We start from the raw sequence: 16,816 nt of genomic DNA, 5'->3' as shown, positions 1-16,816 counted from the left end.
AAGAAATCCCCTCCCGCGCAGGCGGGCGAAAGGCGCGAGGCGAGTTAGGCACTGGCGAGGCGTTCGGCGGCGGCGCGCACCCGCTCGTCGGTGCCGTTTAAGCCGATGCGCACGTGTTGTGCGCCCGAGGGGCCGTAGAAATCGCCAGGTGCGGCGAGGATGCCCAGGGAAGCCAACCAGTCGATGGTCTCGCGGCAGTCTTCGCCGCGGGTGGCCCAGAGGTACAGGCCGGCATCGGAGTGGTCGATGGTAAAGCCCGCCTTGATAAGCGCCTGCATCAATTCGGCGCGGCGCGCGGCGTAGCGCTGGCGCTGGAGGGCTTCGGTGGGGTCATCGTCAAGCGCGGCCACCATCGCCGCCTGAATCGGGCCTGGCACGATGAGCCCGGCGTGCTTGCGCAGCTCCAGGAGCTCCGCGATGAGATCGTTATCGCCGGCGAAGAATCCGGCGCGGTAGGAGGCCATATTCGCGGACTTGGACAGCGAATGCATGGCGATAAGGCCGGTATTATCGCCGTCGGTCACGCGCGGATCCAGGATGGATACCGGCGGGTTGTCGTCATTCCAGCCCAAGCCCATGTAGCACTCGTCGGAGGCGATGATGGCACCCGTCGAGCGGGCCCAGGCCACGATGCGGCGCAGCTCCTCTACCCCAGCTACGCGGCCAGTGGGGTTGGACGGGGAATTGATGAATACCAGGGAGGCATCCTGAAAGTCGTCGTCAGCGCGCAGCGGAGTGGCCCCGGCGAGAAGGGCGCCGACCTCGTAGGTGGGATAGGCCACCGAGGGGAAGGCGACGGTCTCGCCGCGCATGCCCAACAGGGTGGGCAGCCACGCGATGGCCTCCTTCGTGCCCACTACGGGCAGGACGCGGTCCACGTCCATGCGGTAGCGGCGGCGCAGGGCGGAGGCGATGGCTTCGCGCAGCTCGGGCGTGCCCTGTGTTTGCGGGTAGCCGGGGGCCTCGGCGGCAGAAGACAGCGCCAGCTGCACGCCGGGGGCGACCGGATCTACGGGGTTGCCCACCGAAAGGTCAACGATTCCATCTGGATGCGCCTGGGCCTTCTTTTTGGCGCCAGCCAGCGAGTTCCAGGGAAAATCCGGAAGCGATTGTCCTAGCGGTGTGCGGGCCATGATTTACTCCTGATTCTGTGGGGGCAGCGCGGCTACCATTGACGCATCGAAATCTTGCGGGCCGAGGGCTGCCGCTCCACCGGGAGAGCCCAAGTCATCGAAGAATGCTGCGTTGGCTTCGTTGTAATCGATCCACTCATCGGGAACGTCATCCTCGTAGAAGATGGCTTCTACCGGGCATGCGGGCTCGCAGGCGCCGCAGTCCACGCACTCATCTGGGTGGATGTAGAGCATGCGCTTGCCTTCGTAAATGCAATCGACGGGGCATTCCTCAACACAGCCGCGGTCCATTACATCAACGCAAGGTTGAGCGATTGTATAAGTCATGGAGAATCCTTGAATCTTCCTGATTTCATGGGTTTGGGGATGAAATATAGTATGTCACTTCTGCTTTAGGAAAGGCCAAACGCCGCCGCCGATTCCGGCCAAAAGCAGGAGCAAGCTGAGAATATTATTGCCCACGATGACATCACCGGTAATCGGAACCAGCAGCATAAGCGCGAAAAATCCCAGGCCCCAGACGATGGTGGGGATGGCCGTGATGTAAGTACGATCACTCCACAGCCGCGCGGTGCGGGTTAGCACCACGTTGAAGGCCGCGGCGATGAGGATGGTGATGGGAAACGCTATGCTCGCACCATCAGCCAGCGGAATCCGGGCGGTGAGGTAAATGACCTCCAGAAATAGCGATAGCAGGGCGCCGAGAGAAAGCCAGATAAGGCCTGTAACCTGCTCGCCGCGGCTAAAATCAGCGCGCATTACAGCTCCCCCAGGAGGTCGGTTGCGGGCTCGCCCCTGCCGAGTTGGAAGTATTCGGCGCGCAGCAAGGGCATAAGCAATCTATTGGACAGGCAGTAGGCCCCAGGCACCGCGGCTGGGTCGTGGACGGCGGCGACGGCGGCCTCGGGGTTGGTGGCGGTGGTGTTGCCATCGGCCAGCCAGATTTGCGTGGCGTGGGCGCGCATGGCGGCGCGTTTGGCGTGGAGGGCGGCATCGTCAAGCGCGAAGGCCAGATCCGTGCCAGCAGTGGTGAAATTATCCAAGTACGCGGCATCGGGTTTGCGCCAGCCCGCGGGCGCGTCGAGGGTCTCAAGGCCGGAGTAATTGGCGGCGCGGTCAAAAATCGCCCACCAGATGCGCGTGCTTGCCGATGCCGCCTTTTCCACCACCCTATGCACCGCCACGTGGTCCGGGTGGTTATAGCCGCCGTCTGGTCCATAGGTCAAGATGGCGTGTGGCTTGAGTACATCTACTTCCGCGCGGAGCAGATCTACCGCCTCATCCAAGCGATTGACCAGCGCGCGGGGGTTGCCGTGGGAGGGCGACCCCACCATGCCGGAATCGTGGAAGTGGCCGAATCCGCCCAGCTGGATGCCCTCTACTCCTAAAGCGGAGAGAGCGCAGGCCAATTCGCGGGCGCGGAAGCCACCGAGCTGATGGTGCTCGGCGAGCCCTTGATAAGGCGCGCCGATGACCTCGCCGTCCTCGCCGAGGGTAAGGGTGATGACCGTGACCTGCGCACCGCGCGCGGCCAGGGTGGCGAGGGTGCCGCCGGTAAAAAGCGTTTCATCATCGGGGTGTGCGTGTACTGCAACTACGCGGTAGCCCGCCAAGTCCTTAGTCCTCATCTATCCTCCAAACTGGCGCTGTGACCAGCCCTTTATCCCAATCATCAATACTTTGGCCGGGGCCTACAATACCCTCCCCTAGCGCGTGCACACGCGTTTCATCTAAGAGCGGGACGTATAACACGTCCTGGGCATTGATCTCGCGGATTCGCCCCAACGCGGTGGAAGGGCTTATCTTTCCGGAGAGAATGTCCATGCGTGTTTCGGCGGCGTTGTCTGGGCAGAACCCGGAGAGGTCCCCGGCGAGCGGCTGGTCTTCGGCGCAAGTGAAGACATTCGCGGCCGAGAGCGAGGTTAGGGTGATATCCTCCCAGGTCACCACCGCATCAACCTTGCCTTCCGGAAGCAGCTTAGAGGTAATGGTGGTGAGCCGGTCGGTGGTGACCTCAGCGGGGATGCCGTGGGCCTCGAGGACATCGTAAAGCGTATTTGCCGCAGCCAAAGCCGTGGGGCTGGTCGGATCGACAGCGAAGCGGATAGGCTTCTTGCTGGCGCGTTCGCGCAGGGCCGTCAGGTTTGCCTCCCCTGAGACCGGATTATGCCCGGCTTTCAGGTTGGACGCGCGGCCGGTGGCGAGCCGGGCGACCTGTTCGGTATCGATAAGCGAGGCCACCCCGCGCCGCGCGGCGGCGTCCTCCAAGGCGCCGTGCTCAGTGGACATGTGCAAGCGTAGCTGGCGCGGGCGGGTAACCGTCTTATCGCTCACGTGCCCCAGCAGGCCGAGCGCTTCCTGTGAGGTTTGACCCGGGGTAAAGTCCGCGAACCCAATTTGGCCGGAGCGCAGCATATTCAGCGCCTGCGTGCTATCGCGCACCTCGCGCAGCTGGACGACATCGATGTGGGCGGGGTCAGCGCCCCAAAAACGGTCATTGCGGTTGAGCGTGATGACCCCGCGGCTGCGGTCCACGCTATCGACCGAGAAGCGGCCGGCGGAGGCGGGGATGTCATTGGCCAGTACCGAATCAAAATCGGAATTTTGCAGCAGGTGCGAGGGAAGGAGCTGGTTGAATAGCTGCTTCCAATCTTTAACGCGCTCTGCAAAATCTACCGTGACCACGCGCCCGCCATCGGATGTGGTCACCGCGGAAATGGCGCGGTAGCCCGCAGGGTCTTTAACGCCTGCGGTCGTGGTCATTTTCTTCCACAAGTAGCTGAAATCCGCGCCGGAAATCGGGGTGCCATCGGACCACTGCGCGGGAGAGGCAATAACGTAGCGCACCCGCTGGGCCACGCCCTCCGGCGCGGTGACCTCCGCGGCAGATTCCAAGACGTCCGTATCCATGCGTCCCCAGTGGAACGTTGAGGGCAAAACTAGCTCTGCAATCTGATCCACTAGCTCGGAGTTATTGGCCACCAAGTGCGGGTTGAGGCCGGCTCGCAGCGGATCGACACCGATGGAAATGGTGGGCCGCGACTTATCTTCCTCCGCGCGCGGCGGCTCATCGTCCGTCGCGGTCGTCGTTGATGACGTTTCCTGGGCGGTAGATTCATGTTCGTCCGAGTCTTCTACCACCGGCGGTGGGCCAGGATTGGCCGAACACCCGCTGACAAACGCGAGGCCAATGGCGGCAGTGGCAGCAAGTGCACGGGCCTTGAGACTATTTTTCATCGCGGACTACTTTAGTACCTTCTTCCCGCCATACGAAGATTCTGCGCGCTAAACTCGTACGAAATCACCATTGAAGGGATCTCCTCACCATGCTCATCTGCCAAGAAATGTTCCTCCTGCTTACCAAGGACAACGGTAAAAAGGAGGTGCTATCCAATAACGAGACCGCCCTGCGCGCCGGCCTTTTAGCGATTTGCTCCTGCACGAAGCAGTTGCCATAACTGCAAAGAATAAGGTGCACGCCACGGACAAAAAGCCAGAGCACCCGGTGCTTGCCTGGGCGTGGGATAGCCTGCACGAGCACCGGACCGGCTCGGTAAAAACGCTGCTGCAGGCGCGGTGGTTCTCCCCGCGCGAGAAGATTGCCCAGGATTTTCAGGACCGCGGCCAATTGGAAATTGAGGATGCCGCGTGGTGGCAGTTGAGCGGCGACCGCTACATCATGACGGACACGGCGCTAGAAGATGAGGTGCGGGAGAGGCTCGCCGCGGTACTTGACGGCACCCAAGCCCCTAGCGCCAAAGACATGATTATCTTGGATATTCTTCGCGAGGTTAATGGGGCCTATCCCCTGCTCAAGGAGGATGCGCCCGAAATGAAACGCCGGGAGATGCGCACCCGCATCAAAGAATTAAAGCAACAGGTGGAATACGACGATGCCGCCGCCTCTGCGGTAAAAACCATACTGCAGGAGACGACGGCGATTATCGCGGTGGCTGCGGCATCAACCGCAGCCACCACTTAGACCGAGGCAGATTACTTCTTCATCTGCTTAGCGCGGGAAGCAGCGCGCTTGCGGTCGGTGGCGGAAAGCTCCAGCTTGCGCACGCGCAGCACGTCTGGGGCTACCTCGACGCACTCGTCGTTGCCACAGAATTCCAGTGCCTCTTCCAGCGAGAGCGTGTGAGCCTTGGCCAGGGTGACCGTGGCGTCTGCGGTGGCAGAGCGCATATTGGTCAGCTTCTTTTCCTTGGTGATGTTGATGTCAATATCCTCATCGCGGTTATTGGCACCCACGACCATGCCTTCGTAGGCCTCTGCACCTGGCTCGACGAAGAAGTTGCCGCGGTCAGCCAGCTGCATCAGTGCGTACTGGGTGATCTGGCCGGTACGGTCAGCCACCAAGGAGCCGGTGGCGCGGGACTTGATCTCGCCGGCCCAGACATCGATGCCATCGGAGATGGAGTTGGCGATGCCGGCACCGCGGGTCTCGGTCATGAACTGGGTACGGAAACCGATGAGGCCACGGGCGGGAACGCGGAAGATCATGCGCACCCAGTCGCCCTCGCGCACGTCCATGGACTGCATCTGTCCCTTGCGGGAAGCCAGCAGCTGGGTGATGGCACCCTGGTGCTCCGACGGGGAATCGATGGTGAGGATCTCATAGGGCTCATAGGTCTTGCCATCGATCTGCTGGGTAACTACCTGCGGCTTACCAATGGTCAGCTCGAAGCCCTCGCGGCGCATGGACTCAATGAGCACGGAGAGAGCCATCTCGCCGCGGCCCTGGACCTCCCAGGTATCTGGGCGCTCGGTGGGCAGCACGCGCAGGGAGACGTTACCGATAAGCTCCTGCTCCAAGCGGGCCTTGACCATGCGGGCGGTCAGCTTGGTGCCGCCGCCGCGGCCTGCCATCGGCGAGGTGTTCACACCGATGGTCATGGAGATGGCCGGCTCGTCAACGGTGATGCGCGGCAGGGCCTCTGGGTTTTCTGGATCGGCGATGGTGTCACCAATCATGACATCGGAAATACCAGAGATGGCGACGATATCGCCGGCGATGGCCTCTTCGGCCGGCTGGCGCTCGAAGCCGACGGTGCGCAGTAGTTCGGCAACCTTGACGGTCTTGGTGTGCTGGTTGCCCTCATCGTCGTAGTGAATCCAGGCCACCTGCTGGCCCTTCTTGATGCGGCCGGCGTAGATGCGCAGCAGCGCAATACGGCCGAGGAAGTCAGAGGCGTCAAGGTTGGTGACGTGCGCCTGCAGTGGGGCATCGACGGTAGCGGAGGGCTCGGGCAGGACGTTGTAGATGACATCGAAAAGCGCCTGCAGGTCCTCGCTATCGGGAACGTTGCCATCGCCCGGGTTCTCGGTGGAGGCAACGCCGGCGCGGCCGGAGGCGTACAGAACCGGGAGATCGAGCAACTCTTCAGCTGCTGCTGCGGCTTCCTCATCCTCGAGGCCAGCGGCGATTTCTAGCAGCAGGTCTTGGGACTCGGTGACAACCTCGTCGATGCGGGCATCGGGGCGGTCGGTCTTGTTCACACAGACGATGACCGGCAGCTTGGCCTCTAGCGCCTTGGTCAGGACGAAGCGGGTCTGTGGGAGGGGGCCCTCAGAGGCATCGACAAGCAGCACGACGCCGTCCACCATGGAAATGCCGCGCTCCACCTCGCCGCCGAAGTCGGCGTGGCCCGGGGTGTCGATGACGTTAATGATGAGGTCTGCGCCGTCTTTGCCCAGACCCTGGCGGCGGATGGCCGTGTTCTTGGCCAAAATGGTAATGCCGCGCTCGCGCTCCTGATCGTTGGAGTCCATGACGCGGTCCGTGTGCTCACCGTGTTCGCCAAAAGCACCGGACTGCTCCAGCATGCCGTTGACCAACGTGGTCTTGCCATGGTCAACGTGCGCGACAATGGCAACATTACGGAACTCGGTATTACTCACTAGTTGGGTTCTCCTTCGGAGGATCTACAAGCGCTGGTGCGCGAGAAATGTTCTTGAACGACGTCCTACGATACCCCCTAACAGGGCATAGTGCAGCATTGGGGAGCCAAGACGCGACCTATGCCACCCCGTAACGTCTCGCGTGCCTGAAACGACCTAGTACTTGACACTTCCCAGCGGATAACTATCGTTACTAGAGTTATTACTGTTACTGCTGTGACCAATGGGGCTATACTACTTTCCCCGCGAGACAATAAGGACCTGATACCGTGAGCCACGCCCAAACTTCTTGGCGCCTAAGCGGCCGCACCGGCTACATCGCCGCTGCCACCGCCGCGCTTATTGGCCTCGCCTCTCCCCTGGTAGCGCCCGCACAGGCCTTCGCCCCAGATCTTTCCTCACTGGCACAGCAGCACATGCCCGCCAGCCCCTTGGATGAGCTCGGCCGCCCTACCCCTGAAACCCAGGACCGCGTGCGCGCCTTTGCTGCGCAGCCATGGATCCCCGAAGACGCCCGCAATACGATCTTGTCCGCCTTGGACTTCTTCGCCGGTACCGGCGACGGTGGTGGCGGTGTGCCCATGCCGCAGGGCGATAACCCGTACTTCCGGCAGTTTTATTGGCCCACCGTCTCCGCGAACTGCATCGGCGGCACCAACGCCGCCACCGGCTCTGGCATCGCGGTACCTGGTCCTACGGAAATTCCCGCCCCCGGCGCCGGCGAGGGCGAAACCGTCTTCCTCTTTACCGCCTTGGGCACCCCACCGGCAGCACCGGACCAAGGAGGCATGAACGTGCAGTGGTTTAATATCAATACCCTGCAAAGCGGCATTACCCCGCTGCACAATAACGGCATCAACCAGGATGGGCCCACAACGCTTTCTGGCACGGCCCACACAGGCAAGGGCCTGGTCGTTGCCCTGCTTTCCGGTTCCGTTAATACCACCGAGGCACGCTGCGATTTCGTCCCCACCGCCGCCTTCCTAGAGGTGAAGTAATGGCCGTTGATCTCCACCCAGTCAAACAGGAGACCTTTAATACTGCGGCCTTCACCAATACCGATCCCAAGGGCTACCTGCGCCAAGTCGATACCTATACCGAAACCGAGTTTGGCCTGTATATGGCACGCGGTGCCGATCACCCGCGTTTTGGCTACCTCGAATCGTGGCTGCTGCCAAGCCTCAACCTGCGCGCGAATATCTTCCACTTCCGCCCCGGCGTCGAGGTAAAGCAGGACTTTTATATCGACGTCGCCGAAATCCAGCGCCAAGGCAATGAGTGGACCACCCGCGATCTCTACGTCGACTTGGTCACCACCACCGGCGAACCCATTACTGTCCTCGATATCGACGAGCTCTCCGCAGCGACGTCCGCTGGCCTCATTTCCGCCGAGGACGCCGAACTCGCCATCGACACCACTCTAAACGCGGTCGAGGGAATTACCCGCCACGGCGACGATGCAATGGCCTGGCTTGCCCACCACGGCATAGACTTGTCTTGGTCAAAAAACGTAACTTTAGCCCCCGAAGGATAAGCCATGGCCGGTGGCCTTTTTGCCCTGCTTGACGATGTCGCCTTAATAGCCCGCGCCGCCGCCTCCAGCGTTGACGATGTGGCCGCCTTAGGCGGCAAGACATCTATGAAGTCTCTCGGCGTCGTCGTCGATGATGCCGCAGTGACCCCACAATACGTCGAGGGCATAAAACCGCAGCGCGAGCTGCCGATGATCTGGCGTATCACCAAGGGTTCGCTCATCAACAAGCTCGTCATCATTTTGCCGATTGCGATGATCCTGTCTTGGATTGCGCCGTGGGCGCTCACGCCCATCTTGATGTGCGGCGGTACCTATTTATGCTACGAAGGCGCGGAAAAGATCCTCTCCTTCTTCCACTCCTCCCCTAGCGATGCCACCGATTCCGTCCAGCACAAGGGCCCAGAGGCCGAAGATAGCCTGGTGAAATCCGCCATCACCACCGACCTCATCCTGTCTGCTGAGATCATGGTGATCTCCTTAAATGAGGTCATCGATCAGCCCTTCTGGCTGCGCCTCGGCGCGCTCATCGCCGTCGGTATCATCTTGACCCTAGGCGTCTACGGCGCCGTGGGCTTGCTGGTCAAGATGGATGACATTGGCCTGGCCTTAACCCGGCGCCGCGATGGCAATTCCCTGTTAGGCAATGCTTTGGTCAAGGGCATGCCCTTCGTGCTGGACATCATCGGCATCATCGGTACGGCCGCCATGTTGTGGGTAGGCGGGCATATCGTCACCACGGGCCTGCACGAATTCGGGGTAGACCAGCCGCATGGGCTTATCGAGGCCGCCACTGAACATATCCACAATGGCGCGCTGAGCTGGCTGGCCGAAACCGGCCTGTCCATGGTGTGCGGGCTCATCCTCGGACTTATCATCGCCAGCATCGTCGTGGCCGTCAAGGCCTCGACCGGCTCACCGTCTGCCACCTCAGCAGCGCAGCACTAAATTACATAAACAGCATGAGCGATATCGCCATAATGGCCATACCGGCGATAAGGCCGTAGATGGCGTAGTGGTGTTCACCAGTTTCTTCCGCGGTGGGAAGCAGCTCATCCAGGGAGATAAACACCATGATGCCGGCTACGGCGGCGAAGCTAATGCCCATGGTGGCCGGCCCCAATACCGGTAAGAGCAGACCAAAGCCGATGAGTGCGCCCAGCGGTTCAGCCAGCCCGGAAAGCGTAGCCCACCAAAAGGCCTTCTTGCGCGAGCCGGTCGCCTCCCGCAGCGGCACCGCGACGGCGATGCCTTCCGGGATATTATGGATGGCAATCGCCACTGCCACCGGAACAGCAATCTCCTTAGACTCTAGGCCGGCTAAGAAGGTGGCAAAGCCCTCCGGGAAATTGTGCAAGCCCAGCGCGACTGCGGTAAATACGCCCGTCTTCATCAGCCTGCCGCGGCGGGCGTCTTCTTCCGTCGTGCCTGGTTCGTGCGGGTTGATCTCTTCTGGCACCATCCGGTCAATAATCGCGATGACCGCAATGCCAGCGAAGAAGGCTCCTACCGCGGCCCAGGTGCCGGGTTTTTCGCCCCCGAGGGCATCGCTAAGCTGCTCTATGCCTTCCGGCAGGATTTCCATGAAGGAGACATAGAGCATCACACCCGCCGAAAGCCCTAAGGCTGCGGCCATAAACGCGGGCCCTGGCTGGCGCTTTCCCACCGCCAATGCCCCGCCGATGGAGGTGGACAGGCCCGAGAGCAGGACCAGTCCAAAGGCGAAGGCGAACGTGGACAAGGTCATAGTCTGTGACTGTACCTGACAATAATTATCAAGCCCTAATGGGAAGGCGGGGTCTGTGCATCGTCTTCGCCGGAGCCGGATACGAACTCGCCATCCGCCACCGAAGGATCATCTTCCACGTAACGGCCAGCTTCGTAGTCATAACCAATGGCATGGCCTTCCTCATCGGTGCGCGCGTACCACTCCGTGACCTCTGCGGCCGTGGAATCAAATTCGCCGCCGGTAGCGTAATCGGAATCTCCCGTTGTGGGCTCGATAGACAGGGCAAAATTATCGCCGTAATCGCGCACGCCGTGGATGACAGCATTGGAGACGGCCTGGTGCTCGTAATAGTGGCGGATCGAGGCTGGATCATGGCGCAGTTCTCTAATGAGGGCAATGCACATCAGCACGATGATGACGGCAAAAGGAAGCGCCGTAATGGTGATTAGGTTTTGCAGGCCTTGCAGCGCGTTTTTGCCGCCGGAGATGAGAATAACCACGGCGATGCCCGCCATACAGAGCACCCAAAAGACAGTAACAGTGGCTTTCGGCTGCGGGTTGCCGCGCTGGGTGAGCTGGGAATTGACCAGCGAGGCCGAGTCCGCGGTGGTGATGAAAAATACCACTAGCATGACGATGACTAATGGTGCCATCCAATTAGATCCGGGGAAATGGTCCAAGACGTTGAAGAAGATGTCTTCCGCCGCCGGCATGGAATCAATGGTCCCATCGGGAGCGATATCGCCATCGCGGCGTTGCAGCCAAATGGTGGTGCCGCCCAAGATGGTGAATGCTGCGATGATGATAGCGGAAGGAATAAACAGCACGCCAAGGACGAATTGGCGGATGGTGCGCCCGCGGGAAATCTTGGCCACGAATACGCCAACGAACGGCGACCACGATACCCACCACGCCCAGTAGAACGTGGTCCATGAGGACAGGAAGGAGACCATATCTTCGCCCTCTCCCATGTTGGCGGACAACATTTCGGGAGTGTTGTCGAGGTACTCAATAATGACCGCGGGCATCATATTGGCCAGGAGAGCAGTCGGTCCGATGACGAAGAAGAAGATCGCGATACCCAGCGCCAATGCCAGGTTGATATTGGATAGCCACCGCACGCCCTTAGCTACACCAGACACGGCGGAAAAGATGGTGCCGATGGAAAGCACGACAATGATGACCAAGGCTGCGGTATTGCCAGTGGTAGACCAACCGCTGACGATTTCCACTCCGCGGCCGATCTGTAGCGCGCCAATTCCCAAAGTGGCCGCGGTACCAAAGAGGGTGGCGATGATCGCCAGGCCATCGATAATGCGCGCCGGTGTGGAATCGGTGGAGCGGTTGCCAAAAAGCGGCATCAAGATGGAGCTCATGAGGGGTACGCGACCGCGGCGGAAGGACACATAGGCCACGCACAGCCCTACGATGGCGTAGATGGCCCACGCATTAAGGCCCCAGTGCATGGCCGATTGGGCGAGCGCGCCGAGCACCGCTTCATCGCTGGCGGCTTCATAGGCGCCAGGTCGCGGTGAGAGATAATGAGTGAGCGGTTCGTAGGGTCCGAAGAAGATAAGCCCGATGCCGATGCCCGCACCAAAGAGCATGGCGGCCCAGCTAATCGTGGAAAACTCCGGCTTTTCACCATCCACGCCGAGTGGGATTTTTCCGTATTTGGAAAAGGCGAGGATCAACAGCAGGAACATCAGGAAGGTGGCCAGTGCAGTAAAGATCCAGCCTAGGTTGCGCATGACCCAGTCCAGGGCGATGGAGGAGGTATTAAAAACCTGTTCGGGAGCGAGCACGCCCCATATTACGAAGGCGATAACGAGTCCACCGACGACGCCCAGGATGGTCTTATCCACGCTGTATTTAACCTTCTGGTCCTCAATGGACACGCCAGGAACCAAGGCAGGGTGAATATTGTGCGGGTAGATGATGTCGTGCAGTATGCGTTGTGCGCCGCGCACGCGCTTTTGACTTTCTTCCGTATTATTAACGTTCTCCAGCCCACTGGTGGTTCCGTTATCGGGCCGAGGCGATGAATTAGATGACAAAGCCCTACTCCTATTTCATTATTCACTATTCAACTTGTGGGAATCATTAACACGTTAACGAACAATGCCGAAAACCACCGGCTAAGCGATGTTTTACCCCCACATGCGTAAAATGAAACCCGTACGTTACGCCCCGCTTTGAAGCTTTGGAGTTACTGTCTTCCTATGGTGTCTTACCCGCTTGCTACCAGCTACTTCGGCGTCGAACACGTCGCTATATTGGAACATGTTATCTCCGGCACGGTGCTCAGCATTCCTGGCGTGGGTAGCCAGCCCGCGCTTATCGATGTCTCTTTAGAACCCGATACCTACTCCAACGGCTGGCGGGTACGCTCGGAGTTTGGCTTCATTGGGTTTCTCGATGAGGTAGAGGCAGCCGAATACCCGGACCTGCACCGGTTGAAGGCATCGCAGGCCACCCCGCAGACAGTAGCCACGGTCGGCATTGTTGACGGCGAACTCGAGGTTGCCGTCTCCCTCGGGCTGTGGCCGTGGATGGTGCCGGTCAATGACCAGCCGGCCGAATCGGCGTTGCTCGCCGGCGGCCACGGTGCAGTCGTTGATACTGCGGCGGGCGACCTGACCGAGTCGCAGCTATCTCACCTTGAAACGCAGCAGTTCTTTGTCACACTCAAAGTCATCGATGATGCCGTCGTGGCCGCCTGCGGCGATACTGTGCTCGGCCCGTGCGGCGCGTTGAGCCAGTTTCCTGGCCTGCGCACCGCGTATGCGCCGGCGCAAGAAGCCGGTACCACGATGGCCGCCCGTGCGTATAGCGCCGGTGGGATGATCGCGGTCGATATCCCCGCAGCGGATTCCCCAGATAGCGAATTATTCTCCCCGGCGGTGCCACCCCTGCGGGTGCCGTCTGGCCGCACCGCGCTTCCTGGTGCCACCTCCCGTCCTGCCACCCCAGCCCCGCCCGAGGAGTGGGAGTTCGCGCTGGAGTCCGCTGACATCGCCAGCGATCTTCCCGCCGGCTCGCGGCGCCCGGTCAGCCCGAGTGCCAACAAGGATCTTGGCCGTGCCGAAGCTTCGCCCGCGACGCCCAGCGCTGCTCCAGAGAACGACGCTGCCCCGGAAGACGGCGCTGCCCCGACCACGCCTCGTGCCCACGCGGGCGACCAGGCTGCGGCACCGCCTGCTAGCAGCGGCTTGGCTGACTTGGTCTCGTCCATGCCGGGCTCACAGAACCTGAGCTGGCGCGCGCTTCCCGTCGCGGAGGAACCGGGCCGCTTTTCTTCCGAATCCGCCCGCGTGCGTGCCCGGCGCGTGGCGCGCGAACAGTCCCGCCCGCGCGGCGGAAATCACCGCAAATAGGTCGGACGCGTTTGCTTAGCGCAGTGTGCGCTTGCCGCCTTCACCGCGGCGGGTAATGCCGTGGGCATCGAGGTATTCCAGCAGCGGGATGGCCACCCGGCGGGTGGTCCCTAGCGCTTGGCGGGCGGCGGACAGGGTAAAGGGCTGCTCGAGTTGTGAGAGGCGCTCCCGTGCCTTGCCCGGCGCGTCCGGTAAGAGGATGATCCCGTCTTTCAGGCGTAATAGGCGCCCGGCGCGCTCGGCTGCGGCCAGTTCTTTCTCGCTCAGTCCCAGCTCTTTAAGCTCGTGCACCTCCGGTGCGGCGAAGGGCTCCTTTTCTAACATGCGCTCTAATTCGGCCACGGCGGACTCGGCGGCGCCAAGATCCACGGTGTGGCCCGGCAGGCGGATAAGGCCTTCGGATTCTTCCGCGTGGGCAGCGGCCACCGCTAGGCGCAGCAGCCCCTCTTCCTTAAGTCCCAAGGCATCGAGTGCCGCCTTGCGCGGCATGCCCGGTGCGAGCGGATTGGCCGCGGCGTGCTCCTGCAGCGCGGTAGTCAGCGCTTCTTTCCAGCGCGTTACCTGGCAGGCGGCAATCCACCACTGTTGAAAGTTAATGATGCCCGACGGCGTGGCATCGGTGTCATAACCATCGAGTTCCAGGTCCGCGCGCCGGGCATAGCCCACACGCTGCAGGTAGGAGGAAGGATTGCGGAAGGAGGTGTGCTCCGCCAATGCCTCGGCACGCTTGCGGGCGGCACCGCGGCGATCTAGCTCCGGCGGGCGCACGTCAATGACCTCCACGCCGGCGCTGACATGGCGGCCACCGGGGCTGCGGACGACAAGGCGATCCAGGATGATCAGCGGCATAGCGCGCGATAGGCGCAGGCGGGCGAAATCCGCTGACAGCGGCCGCAAGTGCGCTTCTACCCCCGCGGTCCCGCAGTGGACCACGAGGTTATCGGGCAATTCATCAAGTGCGGTGCCAAAGGTGCGGTGGACGTCTACGGTATCAATAGCGCGCCACGCACCTGGGGTAAGCAGCAGGTCACCGCGGTGGATATCGGCGGCATCGACCCCGCGCAGGTTGACCGCGGCACGTGTTACGGGGCCCAGGGATTCCTGCGCGGTATTTTCGCTGTGCAGGCCGCGGATCTCCACGCGCTTGTCCCCTGCCGCGGTGGAAAGCACCAGGGTGTCGCCGGTGCGCAGCGTGCCGGCGCTCAGCGTCCCGGTCACCACGGTTCCCGCGCCCTTGACGCTAAAGGCACGATCGATCCACAGCCGCACTGGCGTATCTATCGCGGGTGCGGGCACTTGGGCCACCAGTTCATCCAGCGCCGCGCCCAGTTCCGCCAGGCCTTCGCCGGTGTGGGAGGAGACGGGGATAATGGGGGCATCGGCAAGCGGCGTGGCAGAAAACTGCGTGCGCACTTGAGCGGCGACCTCCGCGCGGCGCTTTTCATCGGCGCGGTCGCTGCAGGTCAAGGCGATAATGCCGTGCTCGATGCCCAGCGCGTGCAGCGCGTCGCGGTGGTCGGTGGATTGGGCCTGCCAGCCCTCGTCCGCGGCAACCACGAAGAGCACCACGGAGGCCGGGCCTACACCGGCGAGCATATTGCCAAAGAACTTTTCGTGGCCGGGGACATCCACAAACGCCACGTCCGCGCCAGAGGGCAGCGCCGTCCACACAAAGCCCAGGTCAATGGTGAGCCCGCGGCGCTTTTCCTCGGCCCACCTATCCGGATCCATGTCCGTTAAGGCGCGCACCAGGCTGGATTTGCCGTGATCGACATGTCCGGCGGTCGCGATAACGTACACCTACATCACCGCCCGGATGGCCGCGATGAGCACCTCATCCTGGGTCTCGGGTACGCAGCGCACGTCGATGAGGCAGCGGCCCTGGTGCTGGCGCGCCACCACCGGCGGGGTGTGCTGGCGCAGCTTTGGTGCAAGTTCCTCCGGCAAGGACACCGCAACGCCGGGCAGCGGGTACTCGGGGGCGCCTCCCCCGCCCACGCGGCCATCATGCTCAACAACCTCGCCACCCACCGCCGCGGCGATGGCCTCGGTGCGCGCGCGGTGGCACGCCGGGTCAAGGTGGAGCGCCTGTTGCACCGCATTCGCGGGCGTCGTGATCGCAGCCTCTAAGGCATTGAGCCGCAGCTTATCGGTGCGCACCGCCCGCGCCAACGGGTGCTTTTTCACCGCCGCAATCGCGTCCTTAGTGCCCAACAGGATCCCGGCCTGCGGCCCGCCCAATAGCTTATCGCCCGAGGCGATGACAATATCCGCCCCGGCCTTGAGCTGCGCGTGAATATCGGGCTCGTCCGGCAGGACCGGATCATGGGTGAGCAAGCCTGAGCCGAGATCCACAATAAGGTTCGTGTCTTGTTTCTTCGCCAGCTGCGCCAACTCGCCCACACCCACCGAGGAGCTAAACCCCTCAATCCGAAAATTGGACGGGTGCACCTTCAAAATCGCGCCGGTCTCCTCCCCCAGCGCGCCTTCATAATCATGGAGGTGCGTCCGGTTGGTCGCGCCTACCTCCCGCAGGCGCGTCGCGGTGGATTCAATCAGCTCCGGTAGGCGGAACCCCGCGCCGATTTCAATGAGCTCGCCGCGCGAGATGATGATCTCCTTGCCCGGGGCCAACGCGGCCGTGGCCAGCAATAGGGCCGCCGCACCGTTATTGACCACCAGCGCATCCTCCGAGCCGGGGCAGGCCGCCAAAAGGGCCTGGGTGGCACCGGCACCGCGCCGGGACGAGCGCCGCCCAGTGTCTAAGTCCATTTCCACGTCGGTATATCCGGCCGCGTCCTGCAGCGCGGCTATCGCAGCCTCTGGCAGCGGGGCGCGGCCCAAGTTTGTATGGATGATGACGCCGGTGGCGTTGATGACCGGCTGCAAGGAATAGGTGCTGTGGTCAGCCAGCCTTCGCGCTATTTCTTCTTCTACGCCGGTAACGGGCACCTCCCCGCGCCGGGCGGCGGACAGCACGCTTTTAATCAAGGCGCGGATGGCGTGTTCTGCGATTATCTCCCGCGCGCTTTCTACCGCGGGGAGCCGCAAAAGCTCATCCATGCGGGGTAAATTCCGGCGGGGATCACGGGCATTATTCGCGGGGCGACCAGCGTTATGGCTCGGCACTCGTTTTCCTCCT

At 61.9% G+C, this 16,816-nt stretch carries 16 protein-coding genes; 6 read left to right on the top strand and 10 right to left on the bottom strand.

Annotated elements, in window-relative coordinates:
• Positions 1-44: 44 nt before the first annotated feature.
• The 5 genes from dapC to QP891_RS02905 are packed head-to-tail and all read right to left on the bottom strand — an operon-like array spanning position 45 to position 4,370.
• On the bottom strand, positions 45-1,133 hold the full coding sequence (dapC, locus tag QP891_RS02925; RefSeq protein WP_284769910.1) for a succinyldiaminopimelate transaminase: 1,089 nt from the start codon (positions 1,131-1,133) through the stop codon (positions 45-47).
• Positions 1,134-1,136: 3 nt separating this feature from the next.
• Positions 1,137-1,460 (bottom strand): ferredoxin, encoded by a 324-nt coding sequence (gene fdxA / locus QP891_RS02920; protein ID WP_284769911.1) that lies wholly within the window; start codon positions 1,458-1,460, stop codon positions 1,137-1,139.
• Positions 1,461-1,514: 54 nt separating this feature from the next.
• Entirely contained in the window at positions 1,515-1,892 is a 378-nt protein-coding gene (locus QP891_RS02915) for a hypothetical protein (protein WP_284769912.1), read from the bottom strand.
• Complete coding sequence (locus tag QP891_RS02910) at positions 1,892-2,761, bottom strand: PIG-L family deacetylase (protein WP_284769913.1); 870 nt, start codon at positions 2,759-2,761, stop codon at positions 1,892-1,894. Before QP891_RS02910 ends, QP891_RS02915 begins: the two co-directional genes overlap by 1 nt.
• Positions 2,751-4,370 carry an ABC transporter family substrate-binding protein gene (locus tag QP891_RS02905; protein ID WP_284769914.1) on the bottom strand — a complete coding sequence of 540 codons (1,620 nt, stop codon included), beginning with the start codon at positions 4,368-4,370 and terminating at the stop codon, positions 2,751-2,753. The genes QP891_RS02910 and QP891_RS02905 overlap by 11 nt, the downstream gene beginning before the upstream one ends.
• An 89-nt stretch (positions 4,371-4,459) precedes the next feature.
• Between QP891_RS02905 and QP891_RS02900 the strand changes: the two genes are divergently transcribed.
• Positions 4,460-4,591: a hypothetical protein gene (locus QP891_RS02900; protein ID WP_284769915.1), complete on the top strand. Its 132-nt coding sequence runs from the start codon at positions 4,460-4,462 to the stop codon at positions 4,589-4,591.
• A 14-nt stretch (positions 4,592-4,605) separates the two neighbouring features.
• A complete protein-coding gene (locus QP891_RS02895; protein WP_284769916.1) occupies positions 4,606-5,115 on the top strand; it encodes a GPP34 family phosphoprotein in 510 nt (169 codons plus the stop codon).
• 11 nt (positions 5,116-5,126) lie between these two features.
• On the opposite strand, the gene typA is transcribed toward QP891_RS02895, so the two are convergent.
• Positions 5,127-7,037 carry a translational GTPase TypA gene (gene typA / locus QP891_RS02890; RefSeq protein WP_284769917.1) on the bottom strand — a complete coding sequence of 637 codons (1,911 nt, stop codon included), beginning with the start codon at positions 7,035-7,037 and terminating at the stop codon, positions 5,127-5,129.
• A 269-nt stretch (positions 7,038-7,306) separates the two neighbouring features.
• Here typA and QP891_RS02885 point away from each other — a divergent pair, with 269 nt between their 5' ends.
• Genes QP891_RS02885 through QP891_RS02875 form a run of 3 tightly spaced genes read left to right on the top strand, consistent with a single transcriptional unit; the run spans position 7,307 to position 9,516 of the window.
• Positions 7,307-8,035 (top strand): Rv1157c family protein, encoded by a 729-nt coding sequence (locus QP891_RS02885; protein ID WP_284769918.1) that lies wholly within the window; start codon positions 7,307-7,309, stop codon positions 8,033-8,035.
• Positions 8,035-8,571 carry a ribonuclease FAU-1 family protein gene (locus QP891_RS02880; protein WP_284769919.1) on the top strand — a complete coding sequence of 179 codons (537 nt, stop codon included), beginning with the start codon at positions 8,035-8,037 and terminating at the stop codon, positions 8,569-8,571. The genes QP891_RS02885 and QP891_RS02880 overlap by 1 nt, the downstream gene beginning before the upstream one ends.
• Positions 8,572-8,574: 3 nt before the next feature.
• Positions 8,575-9,516, top strand: a complete 942-nt coding sequence (locus QP891_RS02875; protein ID WP_284769920.1) for a DUF808 domain-containing protein — start codon at positions 8,575-8,577, stop codon at positions 9,514-9,516.
• A 1-nt stretch (position 9,517) separates the two neighbouring features.
• Here the strand turns inward: QP891_RS02875 and zupT are convergent, their stop codons facing one another.
• Together zupT and QP891_RS02865 are read right to left on the bottom strand one after the other, a co-directional pair.
• Positions 9,518-10,315 (bottom strand): zinc transporter ZupT, encoded by a 798-nt coding sequence (zupT, locus tag QP891_RS02870; RefSeq protein WP_284769921.1) that lies wholly within the window; start codon positions 10,313-10,315, stop codon positions 9,518-9,520.
• 35 nt (positions 10,316-10,350) lie between these two features.
• Entirely contained in the window at positions 10,351-12,267 is a 1,917-nt protein-coding gene (locus QP891_RS02865; RefSeq protein ID WP_410762329.1) for a BCCT family transporter, read from the bottom strand.
• 252 nt (positions 12,268-12,519) lie between these two features.
• On the opposite strand from QP891_RS02865, the gene QP891_RS02860 reads away from it, so the two are divergent.
• The gene (locus QP891_RS02860; RefSeq protein WP_284784659.1) at positions 12,520-13,674 is read left to right on the top strand and encodes a hypothetical protein; all 1,155 of its coding nucleotides are present in this window, start codon (positions 12,520-12,522) and stop codon (positions 13,672-13,674) included.
• A 15-nt stretch (positions 13,675-13,689) separates the two neighbouring features.
• Here QP891_RS02860 and selB read toward each other — a convergent pair whose 3' ends face one another.
• Positions 13,690-15,474 (bottom strand): selenocysteine-specific translation elongation factor, encoded by a 1,785-nt coding sequence (gene selB, locus QP891_RS02855; RefSeq protein ID WP_284769923.1) that lies wholly within the window; start codon positions 15,472-15,474, stop codon positions 13,690-13,692.
• Positions 15,475-16,803: an L-seryl-tRNA(Sec) selenium transferase gene (gene selA, locus QP891_RS02850; RefSeq protein WP_284769924.1), complete on the bottom strand. Its 1,329-nt coding sequence runs from the start codon at positions 16,801-16,803 to the stop codon at positions 15,475-15,477.
• Positions 16,804-16,816: the final 13 nt, after the last annotated feature.

This window comes from Corynebacterium sp. MSK310 (genome assembly GCF_030227355.1).
Taxonomy (GTDB): Bacteria; Actinomycetota; Actinomycetes; order Mycobacteriales; family Mycobacteriaceae; genus Corynebacterium; species Corynebacterium rhinophilum.
This window is presented reverse-complemented; position numbering and strand designations above follow the sequence as displayed.